Annotated in this window: 14 protein-coding genes and 1 tRNA gene; 2 read left to right on the top strand and 13 right to left on the bottom strand. The window is 49.1% G+C overall.

What is annotated here, in order from left to right; translation table 11 throughout:
- Positions 1-40 precede the first annotated feature (40 nt).
- Positions 41-700: a guanylate kinase gene (gene gmk / locus BUB85_RS04135; protein ID WP_073105648.1), complete on the bottom strand. Its 660-nt coding sequence runs from the start codon at positions 698-700 to the stop codon at positions 41-43.
- A 529-nt stretch (positions 701-1,229) separates the two neighbouring features.
- Between gmk and dinD the strand changes: the two genes are divergently transcribed.
- Together dinD and BUB85_RS04125 are read left to right on the top strand one after the other, a co-directional pair.
- Positions 1,230-2,120, top strand: coding sequence for a DNA damage-inducible protein D (gene dinD / locus BUB85_RS04130; protein ID WP_073105646.1), 891 nt, complete (start codon positions 1,230-1,232; stop codon positions 2,118-2,120).
- A 452-nt stretch (positions 2,121-2,572) separates the two neighbouring features.
- Positions 2,573-3,406: a LytR/AlgR family response regulator transcription factor gene (locus BUB85_RS04125; protein ID WP_073105643.1), complete on the top strand. Its 834-nt coding sequence runs from the start codon at positions 2,573-2,575 to the stop codon at positions 3,404-3,406.
- Positions 3,407-3,583: 177 nt separating this feature from the next.
- Here the strand turns inward: BUB85_RS04125 and BUB85_RS04120 are convergent, their stop codons facing one another.
- The 12 genes from BUB85_RS04120 to BUB85_RS04070 all read right to left on the bottom strand — a co-directional run bounded on the left by BUB85_RS04120 (position 3,584) and on the right by BUB85_RS04070 (position 18,288).
- Entirely contained in the window at positions 3,584-8,290 is a 4,707-nt protein-coding gene (locus BUB85_RS04120; protein ID WP_073105640.1) for a leucine-rich repeat domain-containing protein, read from the bottom strand.
- A gap of 404 nt (positions 8,291-8,694) precedes the next feature.
- Positions 8,695-8,767 (bottom strand) — tRNA-Lys (locus BUB85_RS04115).
- A 202-nt stretch (positions 8,768-8,969) separates the two neighbouring features.
- A complete protein-coding gene (locus BUB85_RS22195) occupies positions 8,970-9,104 on the bottom strand; it encodes a hypothetical protein (RefSeq protein WP_278319576.1) in 135 nt (44 codons plus the stop codon).
- Positions 9,105-9,238: 134 nt separating this feature from the next.
- Positions 9,239-9,889, bottom strand: coding sequence for a tRNA (guanosine(46)-N7)-methyltransferase TrmB (gene trmB, locus BUB85_RS04110; RefSeq protein WP_073105636.1), 651 nt, complete (start codon positions 9,887-9,889; stop codon positions 9,239-9,241).
- A 162-nt stretch (positions 9,890-10,051) separates the two neighbouring features.
- Positions 10,052-11,203 (bottom strand): toxic anion resistance protein, encoded by a 1,152-nt coding sequence (locus tag BUB85_RS04105; RefSeq protein WP_073105630.1) that lies wholly within the window; start codon positions 11,201-11,203, stop codon positions 10,052-10,054.
- Between the two features lie 39 nt (positions 11,204-11,242).
- Positions 11,243-12,547, bottom strand: a complete 1,305-nt coding sequence (locus tag BUB85_RS04100) for a 5-bromo-4-chloroindolyl phosphate hydrolysis family protein (RefSeq protein ID WP_073105625.1) — start codon at positions 12,545-12,547, stop codon at positions 11,243-11,245.
- 385 nt (positions 12,548-12,932) lie between these two features.
- Entirely contained in the window at positions 12,933-13,556 is a 624-nt protein-coding gene (locus tag BUB85_RS04095) for a V-type ATP synthase subunit D (RefSeq protein ID WP_073105618.1), read from the bottom strand.
- A gap of 40 nt (positions 13,557-13,596) precedes the next feature.
- Positions 13,597-15,069: a V-type ATP synthase subunit B gene (locus tag BUB85_RS04090; RefSeq protein WP_073105611.1), complete on the bottom strand. Its 1,473-nt coding sequence runs from the start codon at positions 15,067-15,069 to the stop codon at positions 13,597-13,599.
- 12 nt (positions 15,070-15,081) lie between these two features.
- Positions 15,082-16,848: a V-type ATP synthase subunit A gene (locus BUB85_RS04085; protein ID WP_073105605.1), complete on the bottom strand. Its 1,767-nt coding sequence runs from the start codon at positions 16,846-16,848 to the stop codon at positions 15,082-15,084.
- On the bottom strand, positions 16,841-17,428 hold the full coding sequence (locus BUB85_RS04080; protein ID WP_073105857.1) for a V-type ATP synthase subunit E: 588 nt from the start codon (positions 17,426-17,428) through the stop codon (positions 16,841-16,843). Before BUB85_RS04080 ends, BUB85_RS04085 begins: the two co-directional genes overlap by 8 nt.
- Before the next feature lie 88 nt (positions 17,429-17,516).
- Positions 17,517-17,825, bottom strand: coding sequence for a V-type ATP synthase subunit F (locus BUB85_RS04075; protein ID WP_073105599.1), 309 nt, complete (start codon positions 17,823-17,825; stop codon positions 17,517-17,519).
- Between the two features lie 31 nt (positions 17,826-17,856).
- Positions 17,857-18,288, bottom strand: coding sequence for an ATP synthase subunit C (locus BUB85_RS04070; protein ID WP_073105593.1), 432 nt, complete (start codon positions 18,286-18,288; stop codon positions 17,857-17,859).
- Positions 18,289-18,308: the final 20 nt, after the last annotated feature.

Genomic DNA, 18,308 nt, shown 5'->3' with positions numbered 1-18,308 from the left:
GGGTGCTCAACATAAAACCGTTAAAACATCGGTACGAAAATCAGCAGCAATCTGTAAGCGGTACAATCTCTTCCTCGATATAACTCTCCAGAAAGCTCTTCATGCTGATCTTGCTGTAACGATTGCCATGAACGATCTGCGCGAATCTGCTCACTGCCTTTTCCACCGTGTCATTGACGATTATGTAATCATACTGTCCCGCACAGACAATATCCTCTTTGGACATCTCCAGGAACTTCTGGATGGTCTCCTCGTCATTCGTAGCACGCTTGCGAAGCCGTGCTTCCAGCTCTTCCCATGACGGAGGCATAACGAAAATCAAGGTTGCATCCGGACATAGAGCACGAATCTTCATTGCTCCCATCACGTCCACATCCACGATTACATTGTGTCCCTTGTTTCTTGCCTGCTCCACGGTCTCCTTCGGGGTTCCGTAGCGGCGATTCTGATAGAATGAATAGTGCAGCATCTGTCCGGTTCGAACCAACCGGTCAAATTCCAGTTCCGACAGGAAAAAGTGCTCGACGCCCTCGGTCTCACCTTCCCTCGGATCTCTCGTTGTCGCGGTTGTCGCAGTGATCGCATTCGGATGCTCTTTAAGGTACCGTCTGATTACAGTCCTCTTTCCAACTCCGTTCGGTCCGGATACGACGATCAGCTGTCCCCGCTCAGCGATTTTGTTCAAATAGTCTTTAGCCATAGTTTCTCCCTTCTTTTAACGCATGATCATTATATAAGTATTTTTTCGAAACAGCCGACCATGCACTGCTGTTTTTCATTGTGACGATACTCTAATTATAGAAAGCTGATTTCGAATTGTCAATCGATTCTTCATAAGTTATTTTATTGGCAATCTTTTTCATTTTTGTTATTTTATTGTCAGATTTTTATGTCGTATTTATTCTAAACCACAGCTTTTATAACGTTTCTTTTTATGCCGAAAACATTCAAAAATAAATATTCAAATATTTTCCTGACATGATGGTCATCGTGTACAACATTTGTTGTATGTGTTTGTGCAATTTCTATATTTTACAAATCCATCAATTGTGGTACATTTAAACAATAAAGAAAGCGATGCGAATGAAATTGAAATAAATCCCCCAGACAAATATAAAAAAATTGATATAATGGATATAAAGGAGATGACTCGGAAACTCATTAAAAAGTGCCCGTCACAATATCCTTTTGAGATAATCGCAGGTTACAAACGAGGAGGTATTTAAACTATGGAATTTGATGAAGAATTACAAACATTATCTAACAGAGTTCTTTCAAATATTCTTTCAGATGAAGAAAAAAACAACTATACAGAAACTGTTTTTGAATCTATAAAGCATATTAACGAATACGGACAGGAATGTTGGTATGCCAGAGAATTGCAGACTGCTCTTGGATATACAGAATGGCGCAATTTTACAAAAGTAATAGAAAAAGCTCAAATTTCTTGTTCTGAAAGCGATAATGAAATCACAGACCATTTTGTTGAGGTCAACAAATTGGTGAACATTGGTTCTGGTGCCGGCCGCGAGCTTGAAGATTACGAACTTTCTAGATATGCCTGTTATCTAATTGTACAAAATGGAGATCCACGTAAACAGATTATTGCTCAAGGTCAGACCTATTTCGCTATCAAGACAAGACAGCAAGAACTAATTGAAAATTTCGATGATTTGAGTGAAGATAAGAAGAGACTTGCAGTTCGTAATGAAATGAAAGAGCATAACAAGTCTCTCGCCGAAGCCGCTAATATGGCTGGCATATCCGATCCTCGAGATTATGCTATTTTTCAAAATAAAGGATATCAGGGATTGTATGGTGGACTTGGTCGCAAAGAAATACACGCTCGCAAAGGATTAAAGAAAAGTCAAGGCATATTAGATTACATGGGCAGTACAGAACTTGCCGCTAATCTCTTCCGAGCAACCCAAACAGATGAGAAACTTCGGAAAGATCATATCGTTGGAAAGGAAGCTGCTAATCAGACACATTATAATGTCGGCAAAGAAGTTCGCGATACAATTGAACGTCTTGGTGGCACCATGCCTGAAGATTTACCAACACCCCCAAAAAGCATAAAACAAATCGAACGAGAACAGCGAAAAAAGCTTGATGGTTGAAGTTAGTATAAATAAAAACAGTCCGGAAACGTTGTGAAATTTTAGAAAATTTAAGATTCTTTAAGAAAACGCTCACACTTTCTTCAAATATGATTTGTACAATGTACTTAGATAGCAGAGATGCTATCGCCCCCTCATTCGTAAATGATAAAACATTTACTCTCATTCCTAAATATGTAGTAAGAAAAAAATTCGAAGCTGTTGCATTCACTTGATAATTCGGTGGAAGTAACAGCTTCGTCCAATTCCTTATTCAAAATCCAATCTGTCCCATTTGTTCTTCTGATTTTCCACTCTGTTAATTTATCATTCTGTGTGCTACAATAAATTCAAATCTGCCGGAGGCTCTATTCTGGAAGATTATACGACTCTGTCAGGACTGACCTGCGGCCCACCTACCACCTATCAGGATGTGAGTCCACTTTATTTTTTGCTAAAGGAGACTGTTTTTTATGAATATCAATTCGCTCACAGAACAATCAATTTCAATTATCACAGAATATTACAACAATAATCTACAGCCTTTCTTTGACTGTCTGGATGAGAATATTCTCTGGATCGGGCCCGCAGAAGGTCAGTGGATCCAGGGAAGTGACCAACTGCGTCAGGCCTGGAGCAACGAGGAACACAACCTGCGCTTTACGATGAGCAATATCACATCCACGGCCATCACCAGTGGCAAGTCTTATTGCGAGATTGTTCTGACCTACCGGGTGTTTACATATTATCCCGACGGAAAATCCCTGCGCCATGATCAGCGTCTGCACTACACCTGGTGCGAACGGCGTATTCCCGGCGAGGATGGCGCCATACAGCGGGTATCCCGGATTCTTTTACTGCACATTTCCAACGCATTTCCGTATGACACAAGGGACACTATTTATCCGGTTCACTATACTCCTGTATCCACACAGGAAATCCAGTATTCTTTTGATGAAAACCGGATTCTCATAAAAGGAATCGACCGCTCCACCTACTATCTGCTGGTGAACACGATACTCTGGATGGAGAGCACTGACAATGGATTCCACACAATCATCCATACGAAGGATTCCGCTCTGTCTGTCGTCGAGAGTCTATCTGTGATCGGTAAAAAGTATCCCGGTTTTTTTATCCGCATCCATTCCGGATACCTTGTCAATCCGCAATACGTATACAGTCTGAAGCGGTTCCAGATAGAACTGACAGACCAGACCCGACTTCCTGTACCGCAGAAAAAGTACACTCTCATCAAAAAGGCACTGGAGAAATGGCTCGCGCTTCATAACCGCGCTTCGACTCCATGATCATATGTTTTTGCACTGTCCAAATGAAACGTTCTGAGTTTTACTACAGGAGGAGTCCACGCGTCATGCGTGGACTCCTCCTGTATACGTTCGTTTCTATGATTTTTCTACCCGGTTTCCACGCAGTACACGATCCCCTGTACAAGGTCATCCCACGTCTTTTCATCCGGTACCGCTTTACTCCGTTTCTGTTCCATCCGTCACAGTTTTATCCGGCATCGCCTCATCCTTCTCCATTTCATCTATCCCGGCGCCATCTGTGTTCATGTCATCCGCTGTCTTCCTATCCGGTGCTTTGGTCTCCTCGTCCACCGCATCCTGATCTGCACCTTGCGCCGGCTGCTCTACATTTGTCTGCTGCTCTGTTGTGCCCTGTATCGGCCGCTCCGCATTCTGTGTCGGCTGCTCTGCACTCTGCACAGGCTGCTCTGTCCCCTGTGTCGGCTGCTCCGCATCAGTGTCATTTTTCATGCCGTCCTTCGCCTCATCTGCTGCAGCCTTTGCCGCCTTTGCGCCCTCTCCACTGTCGGTTTCGATAAGCTCGTTATCTCCCATCTTCAGCGTTGTCAGCGGACAATCCTTAAAATACGTCTCACGAATCAGCTGCACATCTGTCATATCGGCCAAATTGCTAGGAGTCTGCCCGAACTCAACCGCCGTCAGAGCCGTGTCTCCGCTGAATGCTGCATCCCCCAGTAATTCCAGTGCCCCCGGCACGACCACATTTTCAAGAGTTGTGCAGTTCTGAAAACTTCCCACTCCCAGTTGTGCAAGATTCGCCGGGAATACTGCATATTGTATCGATGCACAGCCCGCAAATGCATAATCGCCTACGCGAACCGTGGCCGCCTGTATCTCCGCCCCGACAAGTGCGCTGCACCCTTCGAAGCAGTGGGCAGGCACCTCTTCCAGATTATATGGAAGGGAACCATAGGTCTCCCCGTCCTCCGGGTTGTCTGCATAGGTTTCTGCCATGGAACTGCAGTTCAAGAAGCTTCCCTCGCCCAGCTTTGTCAATCCAGCCGGGAATGCCATATACGGCACAGATTCGCAGTTTGCGAACGCGTAATCACCCACACTGGTCACCTCCGACTGCAGCCAAGTTTCTCCCAGGGAGACGCATCCTTCAAAACAGTACGCCGGCACTTCCGTCAGCTTGTATGGCATGGAGTAATAGTTTCCCATGTTCTCCGGATTTACAGAAGTCACCTCCTGCAATGCACTGCAGCCCCTAAAGCACGCCTCGCCGAGCGTTGTGACATTCTCCTGAAATTCTGCCGTCTTGATCCCCGTGCAGCCAGCAAAGCATTCTCTTCCGATTGTCGTCAGATCTGTCGGGAACCAGACGCCCGGCATTGAAATACAACCGGCAAAGCACTCATCCGGAAGGCTTGTGACGCTCCCTGGAATCATCGTCGGCCAGTAGGAAGCCGACGTATAGGTGAGATTGCTCAAACTGCTGCAGTTTTTGAATGCCGCCGTGTCAAATGAGATTGGGGCTCCCCAGGTCGAACTGTTCAGATCAATTCCGATCAGCTCCGTGCAGTCCTCAAATGCAGATGCACCGACTTTTTCTACAGAGCCTGCGTTGGATACCGCTGTCACAGCAGTTCCCTTGAACGCCTCCTGACAGATCTCGGTCGTATCGTTCTTCAGTTCAAACATGTCACTGCTGTTGACCGCCGCATAGATCACATGATAGGTAACCATTTCGTGCATTTCATCTGAATCCTGCACACCGTAGACCGCATCGTTATCTCCGTTTCCATCCATCGCCGTATAAGAGCCAAACGGTGTCGCAGCGGACTGAAAACCAGTCCAGTTCTTTCCCGCGTATTCATCCTCGATTCCATTCACTGCCGGCAGGTATAGCCGGATCTGCCCCACCGCCACGCCATCAAAGGCCGATATGTCCGCCTCCGGTGCGACAGTTCCGTTTGAGACGATCATCTCGAGCGCCGGACAGTCGGCAAACAGTTTTCCTTCCAGAGCGGTCACCGTATCCGGCACCACAATTCCGTTCAGACGCCTGCAGTTTGCAAAGCAGCCCTGCAGAAATACTGTGGTCCCCTCCATGGGCGTAAAGACTCCGGCAATTGTTTCTTTTACTTTATAGAGGCTGTAAGTGCCATCCGCATTCATAAAATACGTGCTTCCGTCATTGATGATCGCCTTGTCTATACCCGGCAGTACCGCAAATACTGTATTTGCCGTCCCCTCTCCGTAGCTGTTGTCAAGGGACTCTGTCGTCTGCTCCATGTACTTACTGTAGGATTGCTCTGAAACATAGATCTTGAATCCCTCTTTCAGAGAATCTCCGAATATCTTCGACTGGAACTTTGCCGGCGTATCACCGCGCATATACAAGGCTGCCAGCCCCTCCGTACCGTTAAATGCGTTCTTCTCAATTTTTCTGACCTCTTTCGGAACTCCCAGCGTCACGATCTGGCTGCATCCTTCAAAAGCGTTTTTCGAGATCACTTCAACTCCACCCGGAATTTCCTTGTCACCTTTTATCTGATTCGACACGGCAACCAGTGTTTTCTTATTCCCGGACAACAGGAATCCATCCTGATACTTATAGGTTTTCTGCGCCTGCTGCCCCGTGGCCAGAATCGAATATGCATCATCCATATCGTTACTGTAAGCGTCGACTCCGTTCTGAAGTGTCCGCAGAGCAGACAGATAGACTGCATTTCCCGCGGAATCCGGCATCACGATCCGAAGTCCGATCTTGCTGATGTCCACCCCGGCACTGTTCAGATCACGAAACAAATCCGCCGATGTACTGCTGCCCACCGTATTCCAGCCGATCTCCTTTGCCTTGACCACGATTTTTTTGATTCCTGAATCCATGACCGTACTGTCAAAATCAAAGGATGACTGGCTCAGCAGGAGTTTGTCCCTGCAGTTGAACGTCAGCGTTCCGATTGAGGCATTGTAGAAGCTCCCGACAAGACAGTTGTCAATGCTCTCCGGAACACTCACCTTGTCCATGTTTACATGCTGAAATGCATCCGTGCTGATTCGCTGTACCGTCCTGGACCATTTGGATATCGCTTTCTTTCTCGCTGGGACCGACAATAGGACTTTGCCGGTTTTGTTATACAGTGCACCGTCAACACTCATATAGGTCTGGTTGCCGGCCGAGACTTCAATCTCCTCCAGATTCGGGAAAAAATTAATAAAATCGCTCCCCATTAAGTTGGAATATTGACTCAGAGATTCCGGCAAAACAATTTTTTTCACCGTCGTATTCTGCAGTTCTCCGCCTGTATCACTTGCAAAATAGTACAGCTCAAATGTTTCCAGTCTTTGCACTCCCTGCGGAATGACCAGTGTTGGATTTTTCCCGGAATACCCCAGCAGCTTTGTATACCATTCCCAGCCCACATCACCATACAGTCCGATCTGGTAATCACTGTTTTCAGAATAATCCGCCCACAGCGGAGACATCTCCACATTATACACACCGTCTTTGATCTGACCGGCCGTCGGCCGTTTCATTTTATAATAATATCCGACACTTTCTGTATTCTCATCTTCTGGAGTATCCGTCCAGCCGCCAAAGTACTCCTTGTAGCAGTTTCTGAACGGACTCCATATATCATCGGTGTCATATCCCACATTCACGTGGCTGTAATTCGTCTGGCCTGAATTGTTGGTCAGTGTACGCTCCCCGATCAGGTTGTACATATCCTGCATCGGATCGAACAGGTAAATTACCGGCGTTTCTTCCGGCGATACGATCTCATTTAAAACCTTGTAGCCCTCTGCATCCTTCTGTGATGACTCGTCAAAATCATGAAGCGTGACCTGCCAGTGGACAATGTCGTACGCCACCTCCAGCGATGCGCCCCGATACCTGATCGTAGCCTTGTTCTTTCCTTTTTCTCTGCCCACCTCCGGATATTTGGTCGATCCGTTCACCGCTTCATTTCCCGGGTTTCCGCCCCAGTCCACCGTGTAGTCGCCACCTGTGTCCTTCGTTGGCATATACTTCAGATTCCTGCGGACCGATCCGTCACTCATAACTGCATCGACCGTGATATACGACTCCATCTCGGAAGAACGCGGAGTCTCTCCCTCAAAGAAATGCTGCATCAGAGATCCACGCTTTACCGTCAGTGATACCGCGGTAACTCCCTTTTTCTGGTCTTCGTCCGCGCCCGGCTGATCGCTGATGATATGCTCCGGGTTCTTATAATCCGTACCATATTTTCCCGTATCCGGATCGTCCGGCGTATCCGGGTCATCTGGATTGTCCGGGTTGTCCGGCTTATTCGGATTGTCCGGGTTATCCGGGTTATCCGGCGTATCCGGGGTATTCGGCTTATCTGGATTATTCGGCTTATCTCCTCCACCCGGATTATTCTGGTCTCCTCCGCCATCTCCAGTGCCGCCATTGTTTCCCCGACTGCCATCGTTGTTATTCCCAGAACCATTTCCGCCTACATTCAGCGCATTACCGTCACCATTCCCTGCACCGACCACTGCTCCAGCGGTGCTGCCCGGCAAGTCTTCTCCCTCCGTTCCAGAGCCCGACTCGTCCCCAATCTGAAGTCCCTGCCCGCTGTTCTGATTCTGGTCCAGTATACTTTTATCAGTCCCCTCATTAAGTTCATAGTCCTCTTCTGACTTATCATCCAACTCCAGCCCGTCATCCGTATTCGTGTCAGAGCCAAACACAGTGGAATCATAATCGACCGGAGAATTTCCATCTTCGTCTGTATTTGAGTACGCATCCGGGTTAAATGCTACCTGAATTTTCTGTGCATTCACAATTGCGAGCGTGAAAAGAAGAGCTGTACCGATACAGCTCACAACAATCAGGGCTTTCTTCCCTTTTTCCTTCCAGATTTTCTCCCACTTATCTTTTACCATTAAAATCCCTCTATTCCTGAAAACAACCAGAAATATCCCTGGAAAGTGTTCCCCCCTCCCGTTTCCATGAAGCACTCCTATATTTTTTCTGTTTGAAGAGAGAGTCATAGTATCATATATAATCTCATTTTATCTTTTTTTATTATTTTTTTCATGTTCTTGTTGAAAATAGCATTCTCCCGGACAGAAACAGCATCTTTCTGTGCGCTCTTGGCACCGGGAGCGAGCGTCCGATTTACTAAAAGTGCAATTGGGGACGTAGCAAAATTGCAATTTTGCTACGTCCCCAATTGCACCAACTGCACCCAATCAAGATATGAAAAAATGCATACGAAGGAATTTCCCATAACGCAAAAAAACACCGTCCCCGGTGCTTCTCTCGTCATCGAAAACAGTGCTTTGAATGCGCGATCAGGGGTTCGAACCCTGGACACCCTGATTAAGAGTCAGGTGCTCTGCCAACTGAGCTAATCGCGCATGCGGTATTTACTTCTTGATTAACGCAAGATTTATTATATTATAGACCTACTGAAAATGCAAGCATTTTTTTACTTTATTTTCACTTTTTTCTCACTCGCCGAAATATATCACTGTATCCTCATCTAATATTACCGAAAAAGCTATGATTGCGGACTCGTTTATTGCGCAGAATCTCACTTGAAGTATTCATTCCGCCCGGTCACCGTCCCCGGCAGTTATTGAGAATCCCGCAGATCTCATCCACGCCCCTTTTCCAGCACAGCAGTTTTTTATTCAGTGACGGTACATTGTACAGTCTGCATTTCACACAATCCCTAAATCTTCTTTTCTTCATCCCTGTCTCCCTGACATCAAAAATGCCGGCATATTATCAATAACAGACTGCCGGTCAATAGCTGATGACCTGCGCACGCATCCGCATGCTTCTTGTTATTGTATAATATGCCGGCATTCTGTTTACCGTGACAATCACTTCCGTACCGCGATCATCTTATTGATCTGATTCCCCTGTTTTGAGAATTTCTCCTCATACTCGGTCATCACATTGCCCTCGTTCATTTTTTCGTGGTTGTGCAGATTGTATGTATATGCACTCAGCTCCCACGACGACTCACGCACCTCCTCCAGAGAGAAGTTGAACAGCTCTGTATTATCTGTTTTGAACTCCAGCTGTCCGCCTTTTGGAATAATCTGCTCATAGCGCGCCAAAAACTCCCGTGAGGTCAGTCTTCTTCTTGCATGCTTCGCCTTCGGCCATGGATCAGAAAAGTTCAGATAGATCCTCGACACCTCATTTTTATCAAACACGTCATCGATCTGCACCGCATCCATGCAGATCATCCGCACATTCTTCAGATCACAAAATTCTTCTGTATCGTACAGCTCCAACGCCCGCAGCAGCACACTCGAATAACGCTCAATCCCAATGTAGTTCACCTGAGGATGCAGCTTCGCCATGTTGAGTAGAAAACGCCCCTTCCCCATGCCGATCTCAATATGGATCGGCCGCTCATTTCCAAACTCCTCGCCCCATTTTCCTTTTCTTGATATTTCGTCTTTTATTGCAACGGGATGTGCCTCGATGACAGACTCTGCCCTCGGAATATTCCGTAATCTCATACCTATGTCTCTCCTTCTACCCCTTTTTTACGCTTGATACAGCCAATCGGACTCTCACGATCCGCTTCGCCGCTTTGATACATTCATCCCCGCAGCCCCGTTCCCCCGGTTCATTCCAGGTCGGAAATGCGCTGTCAGGTGAAATTTGGGCGTACCCGTGCATTAGCCTCGAATTTCCAACAGCTTCGCCTTTACGTCTGCTTCCATCTTCGCCAGCTCTGCTTCTGCTTCCTGACGTTTCTGGCGGCCTTCCACCTGAATATTCATCACTTCATCCAACGTAGAGATCAGTGATTCATTCGTCGCCTTCAGTGTCTCGATGTCGACGATACCGCGCTGTGACTCCTTCGCAGTCTCCACCGTGGCCATCTTCAGGTTCTCCGCATTTCTCTTCAACAGTTCATTCGTCATCTGTGACACCGCCTGCTGCGCCTTGACTGCCTCGTTGGAGTGCGCAATGCCCAGCGCAAGCACCATCTGGCTCTTCCAGAGCGGAATCGTATTGGCGAGCGTGGACTGGATTTTCTCCGACATCATAGTGTCATTGTTCTGTACCAGACGAATCTGTGGTGCTGTCTGGATCGCGACCATACGGGTCAGTTCCAGATCACTGATCTTCTTCTCGAAGCGGTCGATTCTCGCCTGCAGGTCATTGGCCGCCTGGGCATCCTCCGCCCTGCCGCTCACCGTCGCCTGCTGACGCAATGTCTGCAGTTCATTGTCCCTTACCGTCTCCAGCTTTTTCTTCCCTGCCAGAATATACATGCTCAGCTCTTTGAAATAGTTTTTATTCAGCTCATACAGCTGATCCAGAATTGACACATCCTTCAGAAGCTGAATCTGGTGTTTCTCCAGTGCTTCTGTAATCTTGCCCACATTCACCTCCGCTTTGTTGTACTTCAGCTTCATGTTCTCGATCTTGTTTGAACCTTTTTTGAACAGACTAAAGATTCCTTTCTCTTCCTCTGTATCAATGCTCTTGAGCTCCTGCACCAGGCTGGTCAGCATATCCCCCACCTGTCCCAGATCCTGAGAGCGCACATTCTCCAGTGCCTTCTCGGAGAACCCTGACATCTTCTGCTGGGTCCCCGCCCCGTACTGCAGAATCATCGTGGAATTATTCAGATCGATCTGGCTGGCAAATGCTTCTACCTGCTGTTTTTCCTCCGGCGAGAGCATGCTGTCGTCCATCACAGACTGTACCGGCTTCACATCATCCTCTTTCACCACCTCGGGAACCGCTGATCCGTTCATCTCTGTAAATACCGGATCCAGTGTCAATACTGGTGCTTCTGCTGAAAAATCATTCTCCATGTTCGTCTCTCCTTATGATTACTTGTTATAATTTGTCTTTTACTTTGTAAAATCATCCCTGGTCAGCCCTTCCTGTGCAAACATCGCATGAAGCACAGAAATGTCCGATGCCACATCCATGGCCTCGTCCTGATACAGGCTGTTATACAGATTATAGAATGCTTCGTTGATCGTATCCAGAGTCTTCTCGATCTCCGCCTTGGATTTCAGAACGCTCTCCGTCTGTATCGGCTGTCCGTCAAATTCTTTGTATGCGTGGATCAGTTTTTGCGTCGTCGGGAGGTAATAAATCATAAACCGTCTGATCTCCGGAAGGAGTTCCGGCTTCTCACGAATCCGGTCAAATATCTTTCCGACGATCATCTCTGTGATATCCAGCTTCTTCGACACTTCCTCCCCCGGAATCATATCGTTGGCCGTTCGGATCTCCGTGAGGAACTGCTGTCCTGTCTCGATTGCCTCACGCACCTCGCGCATCTGGTCGCTCTCGTGCTCCCGCTCGTAGGCCTCCCTCGCCTCGCGATCTTCCCGCTCCTTCAGGCTCTCCTGAGCGAGCAGATACTGCTGATACGTCTTGTGGTCTCCGATAAACTGCGTCTTCTTCTCATCCAGATGCCCCTCCGGGAACACGCCCCAGCGGATCATCTTCTCCAGATCCTTCACGATTCGCTTCTGCGGCAGATTGGTCCGCCTTGCAAGCTCCTCAATCTCAAAGTAACACCGGTCCTTCATAATCCGCAGATACTGCTTCAGCCGGCTCCCGAACTTCATCCCATGTCCGCCGCACGCAGTCACCGTAATACAGGCCATGTCCAGCAGCCCGAACACTACAGCTCCCGGAAACATTCCCGGCAGTCCCACCAGAGAACAGATCAAAAATGCCAGCGTGAGGCCACTGAAAATTACAATCCCCGCGATACCAAATCCAAGCATCAGTCCAAAGCGTACCCTGCGAAGCTGCTTTTTGTTCACCGGTGCTGTGGCCGGAACGATTGCCGCACCACTCCCCGGCTGCACCACATTTCCATTTTTTCGCGCTGCCGAATCCGCTGCCTGTCCCGCAGCCTTCGCAGCCCGTGCGACAGAATCCGCAGCACTTCCCAGGGCCTGCCCCGCCGCACGTGCAGCCTGCCCTGCCGCACCGCCCATGGCCTGCCCCGTCGCACGCCCTGCCTCACTCAACCCTTTCGTGATTCCTGCGCGGGCCTCATTCAAAGCAGAATTAACCGTATCTGCAATCTTCTTATTCAATTGATCATAATTTTCTCCTCCGACAGCATCTGAGATAATATCCTTGATCTGATCTCCCAGATTATTCGGATTATGATACGAATTATCATTCACGATTCATTTCTCCATTCTTTATAAAACTTCTTCTCCACAAAATTATAACATGTTGCATTATTGTGGGCAATGGTGACATATTCTTGCATACTCAGTATACCATGTCAGATAAGCGCGGGCAATCACCGAAATCTGGCAGCTGCTGGGAGAAACCCCGGAATCCGCTTCGCTGCTTTCTCATGATTGTTCAGTAACTTCGCCGCTTTTCGATAAGGACTCTTCATCCCTTATATAACAAATTGAGCAGGCAATCTGAGTATTCCCCTCAGTCTTACCCGCTCTTCTCATATAGCATAAAGTAAATCTCCAAACCATCCGGCGACCGCTCGCGGACAGTCACGCGTACAGCGAAAGTTCCCCTGTGCCCGCGGCATCCGTCCCGGTGCTACGACTTCGCCTGCTTCTGTCTCTTAATTACTTTTAGCCGCGTAAACTCCTCACGCTCTTTCTCCTCCAGCGCGTTGGTAATATCATAGACCAGCTTGGAGTACGTCGGAATCGTGATATTTTTCAGAGCATTCGCACGCTTCTGTGTCTTCTTGATATTGCTGGCAAGCCGGTAAGCCGCATTCTCGACCATCGAAAGCTTTACCGTCAGATCCTTCACCTTGCGAAATGCCGCCCTTGCCACATCGATGGACTCCCTTGTTGTGCTGAAAGAGTACGTCGGTGCACCGGAATCCTCCGTGTACTTCACGTGAGGGATCTCGGTTCCCATGATACTTCTGGTCTGAATCACGATGGAATTTTCAATCGGCACCGTGTACGCCAGCTGGGAGACCGTGCTGATTCCCATCTCGATATTGGCCCGCTGAAGGCACTGGTAGGCGTACGTAAAGGTACTGTCGATCTCCTCCTGTATGTCCCGCGCCTCATCGATCAGCTCCATCAGCTCCCGGATCAGGATATTTCTCTTTTTATCCATCAGGTCATAGCCCTGGTTCGCAAGAGCAAGGGAATTTTTTGCCAGCATTAAATTTCCTTTTGTCGGAAATGAACGGGTATCCATAGCATCCCTTCCTTTCTATATTGAAAGCGAACTCCGTCCGCTACTTTTCATCCTCGTCCTTCTTCGGAAGTGCCGCGTCCAGATCCGCATTTGCAACAGAGCCCGGACTCGCACTGGTCGTAACATCCTCCGGAAGTGCTGCCGGTTTATAGTACTTATCCAGAATCTTCGTATCGATTCGATCCAGCTCTTCTCTCGGCAAAAGTCCCAGCAATTCCCATCCAAGGTTCAACGTCTCCGCGATGGTGCGGTTCTCCTCCGGCCCCTGGCCGATGTATTTCTCCTCAAACAGCTTACCGAAAGCCAGATACTGTTTGTCGATTGGGGACAGCTCGTCCTCGCCGATAACCGACGCCAGGTTCCTCGCCTCGCCTACTTTTGCGTAAGCTGAGAACAATTGGTTTGCCAGATCCTGATGGTCCTCTCTGGTGTAGCCCTCTCCGATACCATCCTTCATCAGACGTGACAGCGACGGAAGAATGCTGATTGGCGGGTAGATGGACTGTCCGTGAAGATCACGGTCCAGAACGATCTGTCCCTCAGTGATGTATCCTGTAAGGTCAGGAATCGGATGTGTGATATCGTCGTTCGGCATGGTCAGGATCGGCAGCTGTGTCACAGATCCGTTTACGCCCTGCACGATTCCGGCACGCTCGTAGATCGTCGCCAGCTCACTGTACAGATACCCCGGGAATCCCTTTCTACTCGGGATTTCACCCTTGGAGGAGGAAACCTCACGCATGGCCTCCGCAAAGGATGTCATGTCCGTCAGGATAACCAGAATGTGCTTGTTCTGCTCAAATGCCAGATACTCCGCCACGGTCAGCGCCACCTTCGGCGTGATCAGACGCTCCACCACCGGGTCATTCGCCAGATTCAGGAACATGGCAACATGATCCGACACGCCGCTCTCCTCGAAAGTACGGCGGAAGAAATCTGCCACATCATGCTTTACGCCCATGGCCGCAAACACGATAGCAAACTCTTCATCCGAATCATCTCCCAGAGATGCCTGTTTTACAATCTGTGCCGCAAGCTGATCGTGTGGCAGACCATTTCCTGAGAAGATCGGCAGTTTCTGCCCACGGATCAGTGTCGTCAGCCCGTCGATTGCAGAGATACCAGTACGAATATAGTTACGCGGGTACTCCCGCTTCACCGGATTCAGCGGAAGTCCGTTGACATCCCGCTTCAGATTCGACACGATGGGTCCCAGATCATCAATGGGCTGGCCGATTCCGTTGAAAGTCCGTCCAAGCATGTTCGGTGACAACGCCACCTCCATGGGACGTCCCGTCAGTTTTGTGTGGGTGTTCTTCAGGGACATATTTTCCGTTCCCTCAAACACCTGAATAACTGCTTTGTCCTCATATATCTCAATAATACGTCCTATCTTCCGCTCGGTGCCGTCGATGACAAATTCCACGATCTCGTCAAAAAAAGCATCCTGCACACCCTCGAGCACAATCAGAGGGCCATTGATATTACTGAGTCCTAAATATTCAATTGACATAATAGCTCCTCCTTATGCGTTCTTTTCCAATACAGTCTGATAGAATGTATCGATGTCTCGTTTATACTGCTTAAATAATTCCAGGCGGTCGTTCGGCACATCGTACTTGATGGCGATCACGCGCTCGAAGATGTCCTCCCGCTTCAGGACAGACATTGGGTGCCCCATGGTAACCAGTGCTCTGGACTGTTTGTACAGATACAGAATGGTATCCATCATCAGGAACTGCTTCTGCATGGAGACACAGGTATCATCTTTATGAAATGCATTCTGCTGCAAAAATCCCAGGCGGATGACGCGGGCGATCTCGATGATCAGCTTCTGATCATCCGGGAGCACGTCACTTCCGATCAGTTTTACGATCTCCATCAGACTGCTCTCCTGATTCAGAAGTGCCATCAGACGGTTACGATAATCCACAAATTTCGGGGACACATTGTCCTGATACCACACCCCCAGATCCGTCAGGTACTCGCTGTAACTGGTCAACCAGTGAATGGCCGGGAAATGTCTCGCGTAGGCAAGGGATTTGTCCAATCCCCAGAAACAGCGGACAAAACGCTTTGTATTCTGTGTGACCGGTTCTGAGAAATCTCCGCCCTGTGGGGAAACCGCACCGATGATCGATACCGAACCGTCCGTTCCGTTTAAGTTGTGCATCATGCCCGCCCGCTCATAGAACGCGGAGAGCTTGGATGCCAGATACGCCGGGAAACCTTCCTCTGCCGGCATCTCCTCCAGACGTCCGGACAGCTCCCTGAGTGCCTCGGCCCAACGGGAGGTAGAGTCTGCCATGATGGCAACGTCGTATCCCATGTCACGGTAGTATTCCGCCAGCGTCAGCCCGGTGTAGATGCTGGCCTCACGGGCAGCAACCGGCATGTTGGAGGTATTGGCGATCAGCGTGGTTCTGTCCATCAGCGGATTGCCGGTCTTCGGGTCAATCAGCTCGCTGAACTCTTCCAGAACCTGTGTCATCTCATTGCCGCGCTCACCGCAGCCAATGTAGATGATAATATCCGCATCCGACCACTTGGCGATCTGATGCTGTGTCATAGTCTTTCCGGTACCGAATCCACCCGGGATTGCCGCCGTTCCGCCCTTGGCGATCGGGAACATGGTATCGATGATACGCTGTCCAGTCACAAGCGGTACGGATGCCGGGAATCTGTGGTTGGTCGGTCTCGGGACACGAATCGGCCAGCGCTGAGTCATGGACAGCTTTTTCTCTGTACCGTCCGCAAGCTCCAGTGTCACGATTGTATCGTCAATGGTATACTCGCCGTCCGGCGCCACCGCTGTGACCGTCCCCTGCACATGCGGAGGAACCATGCATTTGTGCATAATGGCGTGGGTCTCCGGTACCTCGGCAATGATTTCACCGCCCCGAAGTTCATCTCCCACAGCCACGGTCATATGTGCCTTCCACTTTTTCGTGCGGTCCAGCGAATCCACGCTGACACCGCGGGTGATAAATGCGCCGCCGGTCTCAGAAATCTTCTCCAGCGGACGCTCGATTCCGTCAAAAATATTATTCAGGATTCCGGGAGCCAGTGTCACCGACACCGCATTGCCTGTAGCAACGACCTCCTCGCCCGGACGCAGACCGGACGTCTCCTCATAGACCTGAATCGTGGTCAGATCCTTATCCAGCGAGATGACCTCACCGACCAGCTTCTCCTCGCCCACATGAACCATCTCAGACATGCGGAATCCCGTGTTGCCCTTCAGATAGATGACCGGACCATTGATGCCGTATATTTTTCCTGTATTAAGCACGTCCGTCACCTCCCATAAATATAAACTTTGCATATTCATTTTCTATACTCGTCTTAAAGGAATGGTCGATCAGGATGTTGCGCCCCCGAAGAACCGCACGGATTCCACCCATGAAATCCTCTCTGCTGATCATAATGCTCACACCGGTTGCATCCCGCAGGTCCGACTGCTTCCTCTCATCGGACGGGTTGATGTAGATCGTGATTGCCTCGCCGCCCGCAAAACTCAGCGCGTCCTTGATCCATGCCACGAGGAGGTCATCATACGCCTCCGTCTTCATAAATTCCACGGTCTTTGCACGAACCTCATCAAACAGCTGGTCCTTCAGATCCTGCTGGATCTGCCCCTGCTGCCTCTTTAACTCTATCTGCGATTTTGACATCGCTTTGTTCAGCTGCTGCTTCGCATTGACCGTCTCTGCCTTGATCCGGGTCTCGGCCTGCCGCAGCGCCTCTTCTTTATGATCCTCGAATAATTTTTCAAGAGCCTCGCGGTGGGCATCGATGATCGCGTTGCTCTCCGCTCTCGCCTCCTCCATGGAAGAGGCTTGTAAATGCTCGATTTTTTCTTCTAATGTCAAGTCGTCACCTTCTTTTTCGTTACTTTTCCTGGTATCTGTACCGTGCCGCCCCGGCAAAATCCGGAACCCGGCGGCACCGCTTCCTGTTCTACAATTTCAGACCGATGGCCTCATTTACATAAGATGTGATGAAGTCCTTCTTTCGGCCGGTTCCGTGTCTGTCCGGAATCTCCACGAGCAACGGCATCTTGCGCTGCAGCTTGATCTCGTCAAGGATGTCCGGGAACTCGCGCCCAAACTTCTCGGTCAGCAGAACGATGCCGATGGTCTTGTCCTCCAGCACCTTTTCCAGGGCACCGCGGAGTTCTTCTCTCTCGTGAACAACGACCCCGTCCACGCCTGCGAGACGCATCCCCGTGTATGTGTCCACATTGTCACTGATTAAAAACATTTTCATAGTTTTGTCAGACCTCCGTCCCGCGGGAATCCTATAACTGTCCTAAGATCATGAATGAAATGATCAGTCCGTACAAACACACACCTTCGGCAAGACCTACGAAGATCAGGGACTTACCAAGTACGCTGGAATCCTCACTGATTGCACCAAGTGCTGCACTTGCGGCACTTGCCACGGCGATACCTCCGCCGATACATGAAAGACCGGTAACCAGTGCCGCTGCGATATATCCAAGTCCGGTTGCCAGTGTCGCACCGCCTGCCGCATCCGCTGCCTGTACACTTCCGCCGCCAAACAGCATGATGGATCCGATTACAAATGCTCCGAAGAAGAAGAATACATTGACACCAATTGCTTTTTTATAACGGCCACGGTTCTTCTCACCGATCAGATAATAACCAAATGGAACGATAATGCTCAATACTAATGCTGCGATCAAAATTAATTTTACTGTTAAGTTCATGACTTAATCCTCCTTAAATG

It is taken from the genome of Hespellia stercorisuis DSM 15480 (genome assembly GCF_900142165.1).
GTDB classification, from domain to species: domain Bacteria; phylum Bacillota; class Clostridia; order Lachnospirales; family Lachnospiraceae; genus Hespellia; species Hespellia stercorisuis.
This window is presented reverse-complemented; position numbering and strand designations above follow the sequence as displayed.

Excerpts from the sequence above, each read along its gene's own strand:
- gmk (WP_073105648.1), bottom strand. The coding sequence starts at position 700 with ATGGCTAAAGACTATTTGAACAAAATCGCTGAGCGGGGACAGCTGATC.
- dinD (WP_073105646.1), top strand. The coding sequence starts at position 1,230 with ATGGAATTTGATGAAGAATTACAAACATTATCTAACAGAGTTCTTTCA.
- BUB85_RS04125 (WP_073105643.1), top strand. The coding sequence starts at position 2,573 with ATGAATATCAATTCGCTCACAGAACAATCAATTTCAATTATCACAGAA.
- BUB85_RS04120 (WP_073105640.1), bottom strand. The coding sequence starts at position 8,290 with ATGGTAAAAGATAAGTGGGAGAAAATCTGGAAGGAAAAAGGGAAGAAA.
- BUB85_RS22195 (WP_278319576.1), bottom strand. The coding sequence starts at position 9,104 with ATGAAGAAAAGAAGATTTAGGGATTGTGTGAAATGCAGACTGTACAAT.
- trmB (WP_073105636.1), bottom strand. The coding sequence starts at position 9,889 with ATGAGATTACGGAATATTCCGAGGGCAGAGTCTGTCATCGAGGCACAT.
- BUB85_RS04105 (WP_073105630.1), bottom strand. The coding sequence starts at position 11,203 with ATGGAGAATGATTTTTCAGCAGAAGCACCAGTATTGACACTGGATCCG.
- BUB85_RS04095 (WP_073105618.1), bottom strand. The coding sequence starts at position 13,556 with ATGGATACCCGTTCATTTCCGACAAAAGGAAATTTAATGCTGGCAAAA.
- BUB85_RS04090 (WP_073105611.1), bottom strand. The coding sequence starts at position 15,069 with ATGTCAATTGAATATTTAGGACTCAGTAATATCAATGGCCCTCTGATT.
- BUB85_RS04075 (WP_073105599.1), bottom strand. The coding sequence starts at position 17,825 with ATGAAAATGTTTTTAATCAGTGACAATGTGGACACATACACGGGGATG.
- BUB85_RS04070 (WP_073105593.1), bottom strand. The coding sequence starts at position 18,288 with ATGAACTTAACAGTAAAATTAATTTTGATCGCAGCATTAGTATTGAGC.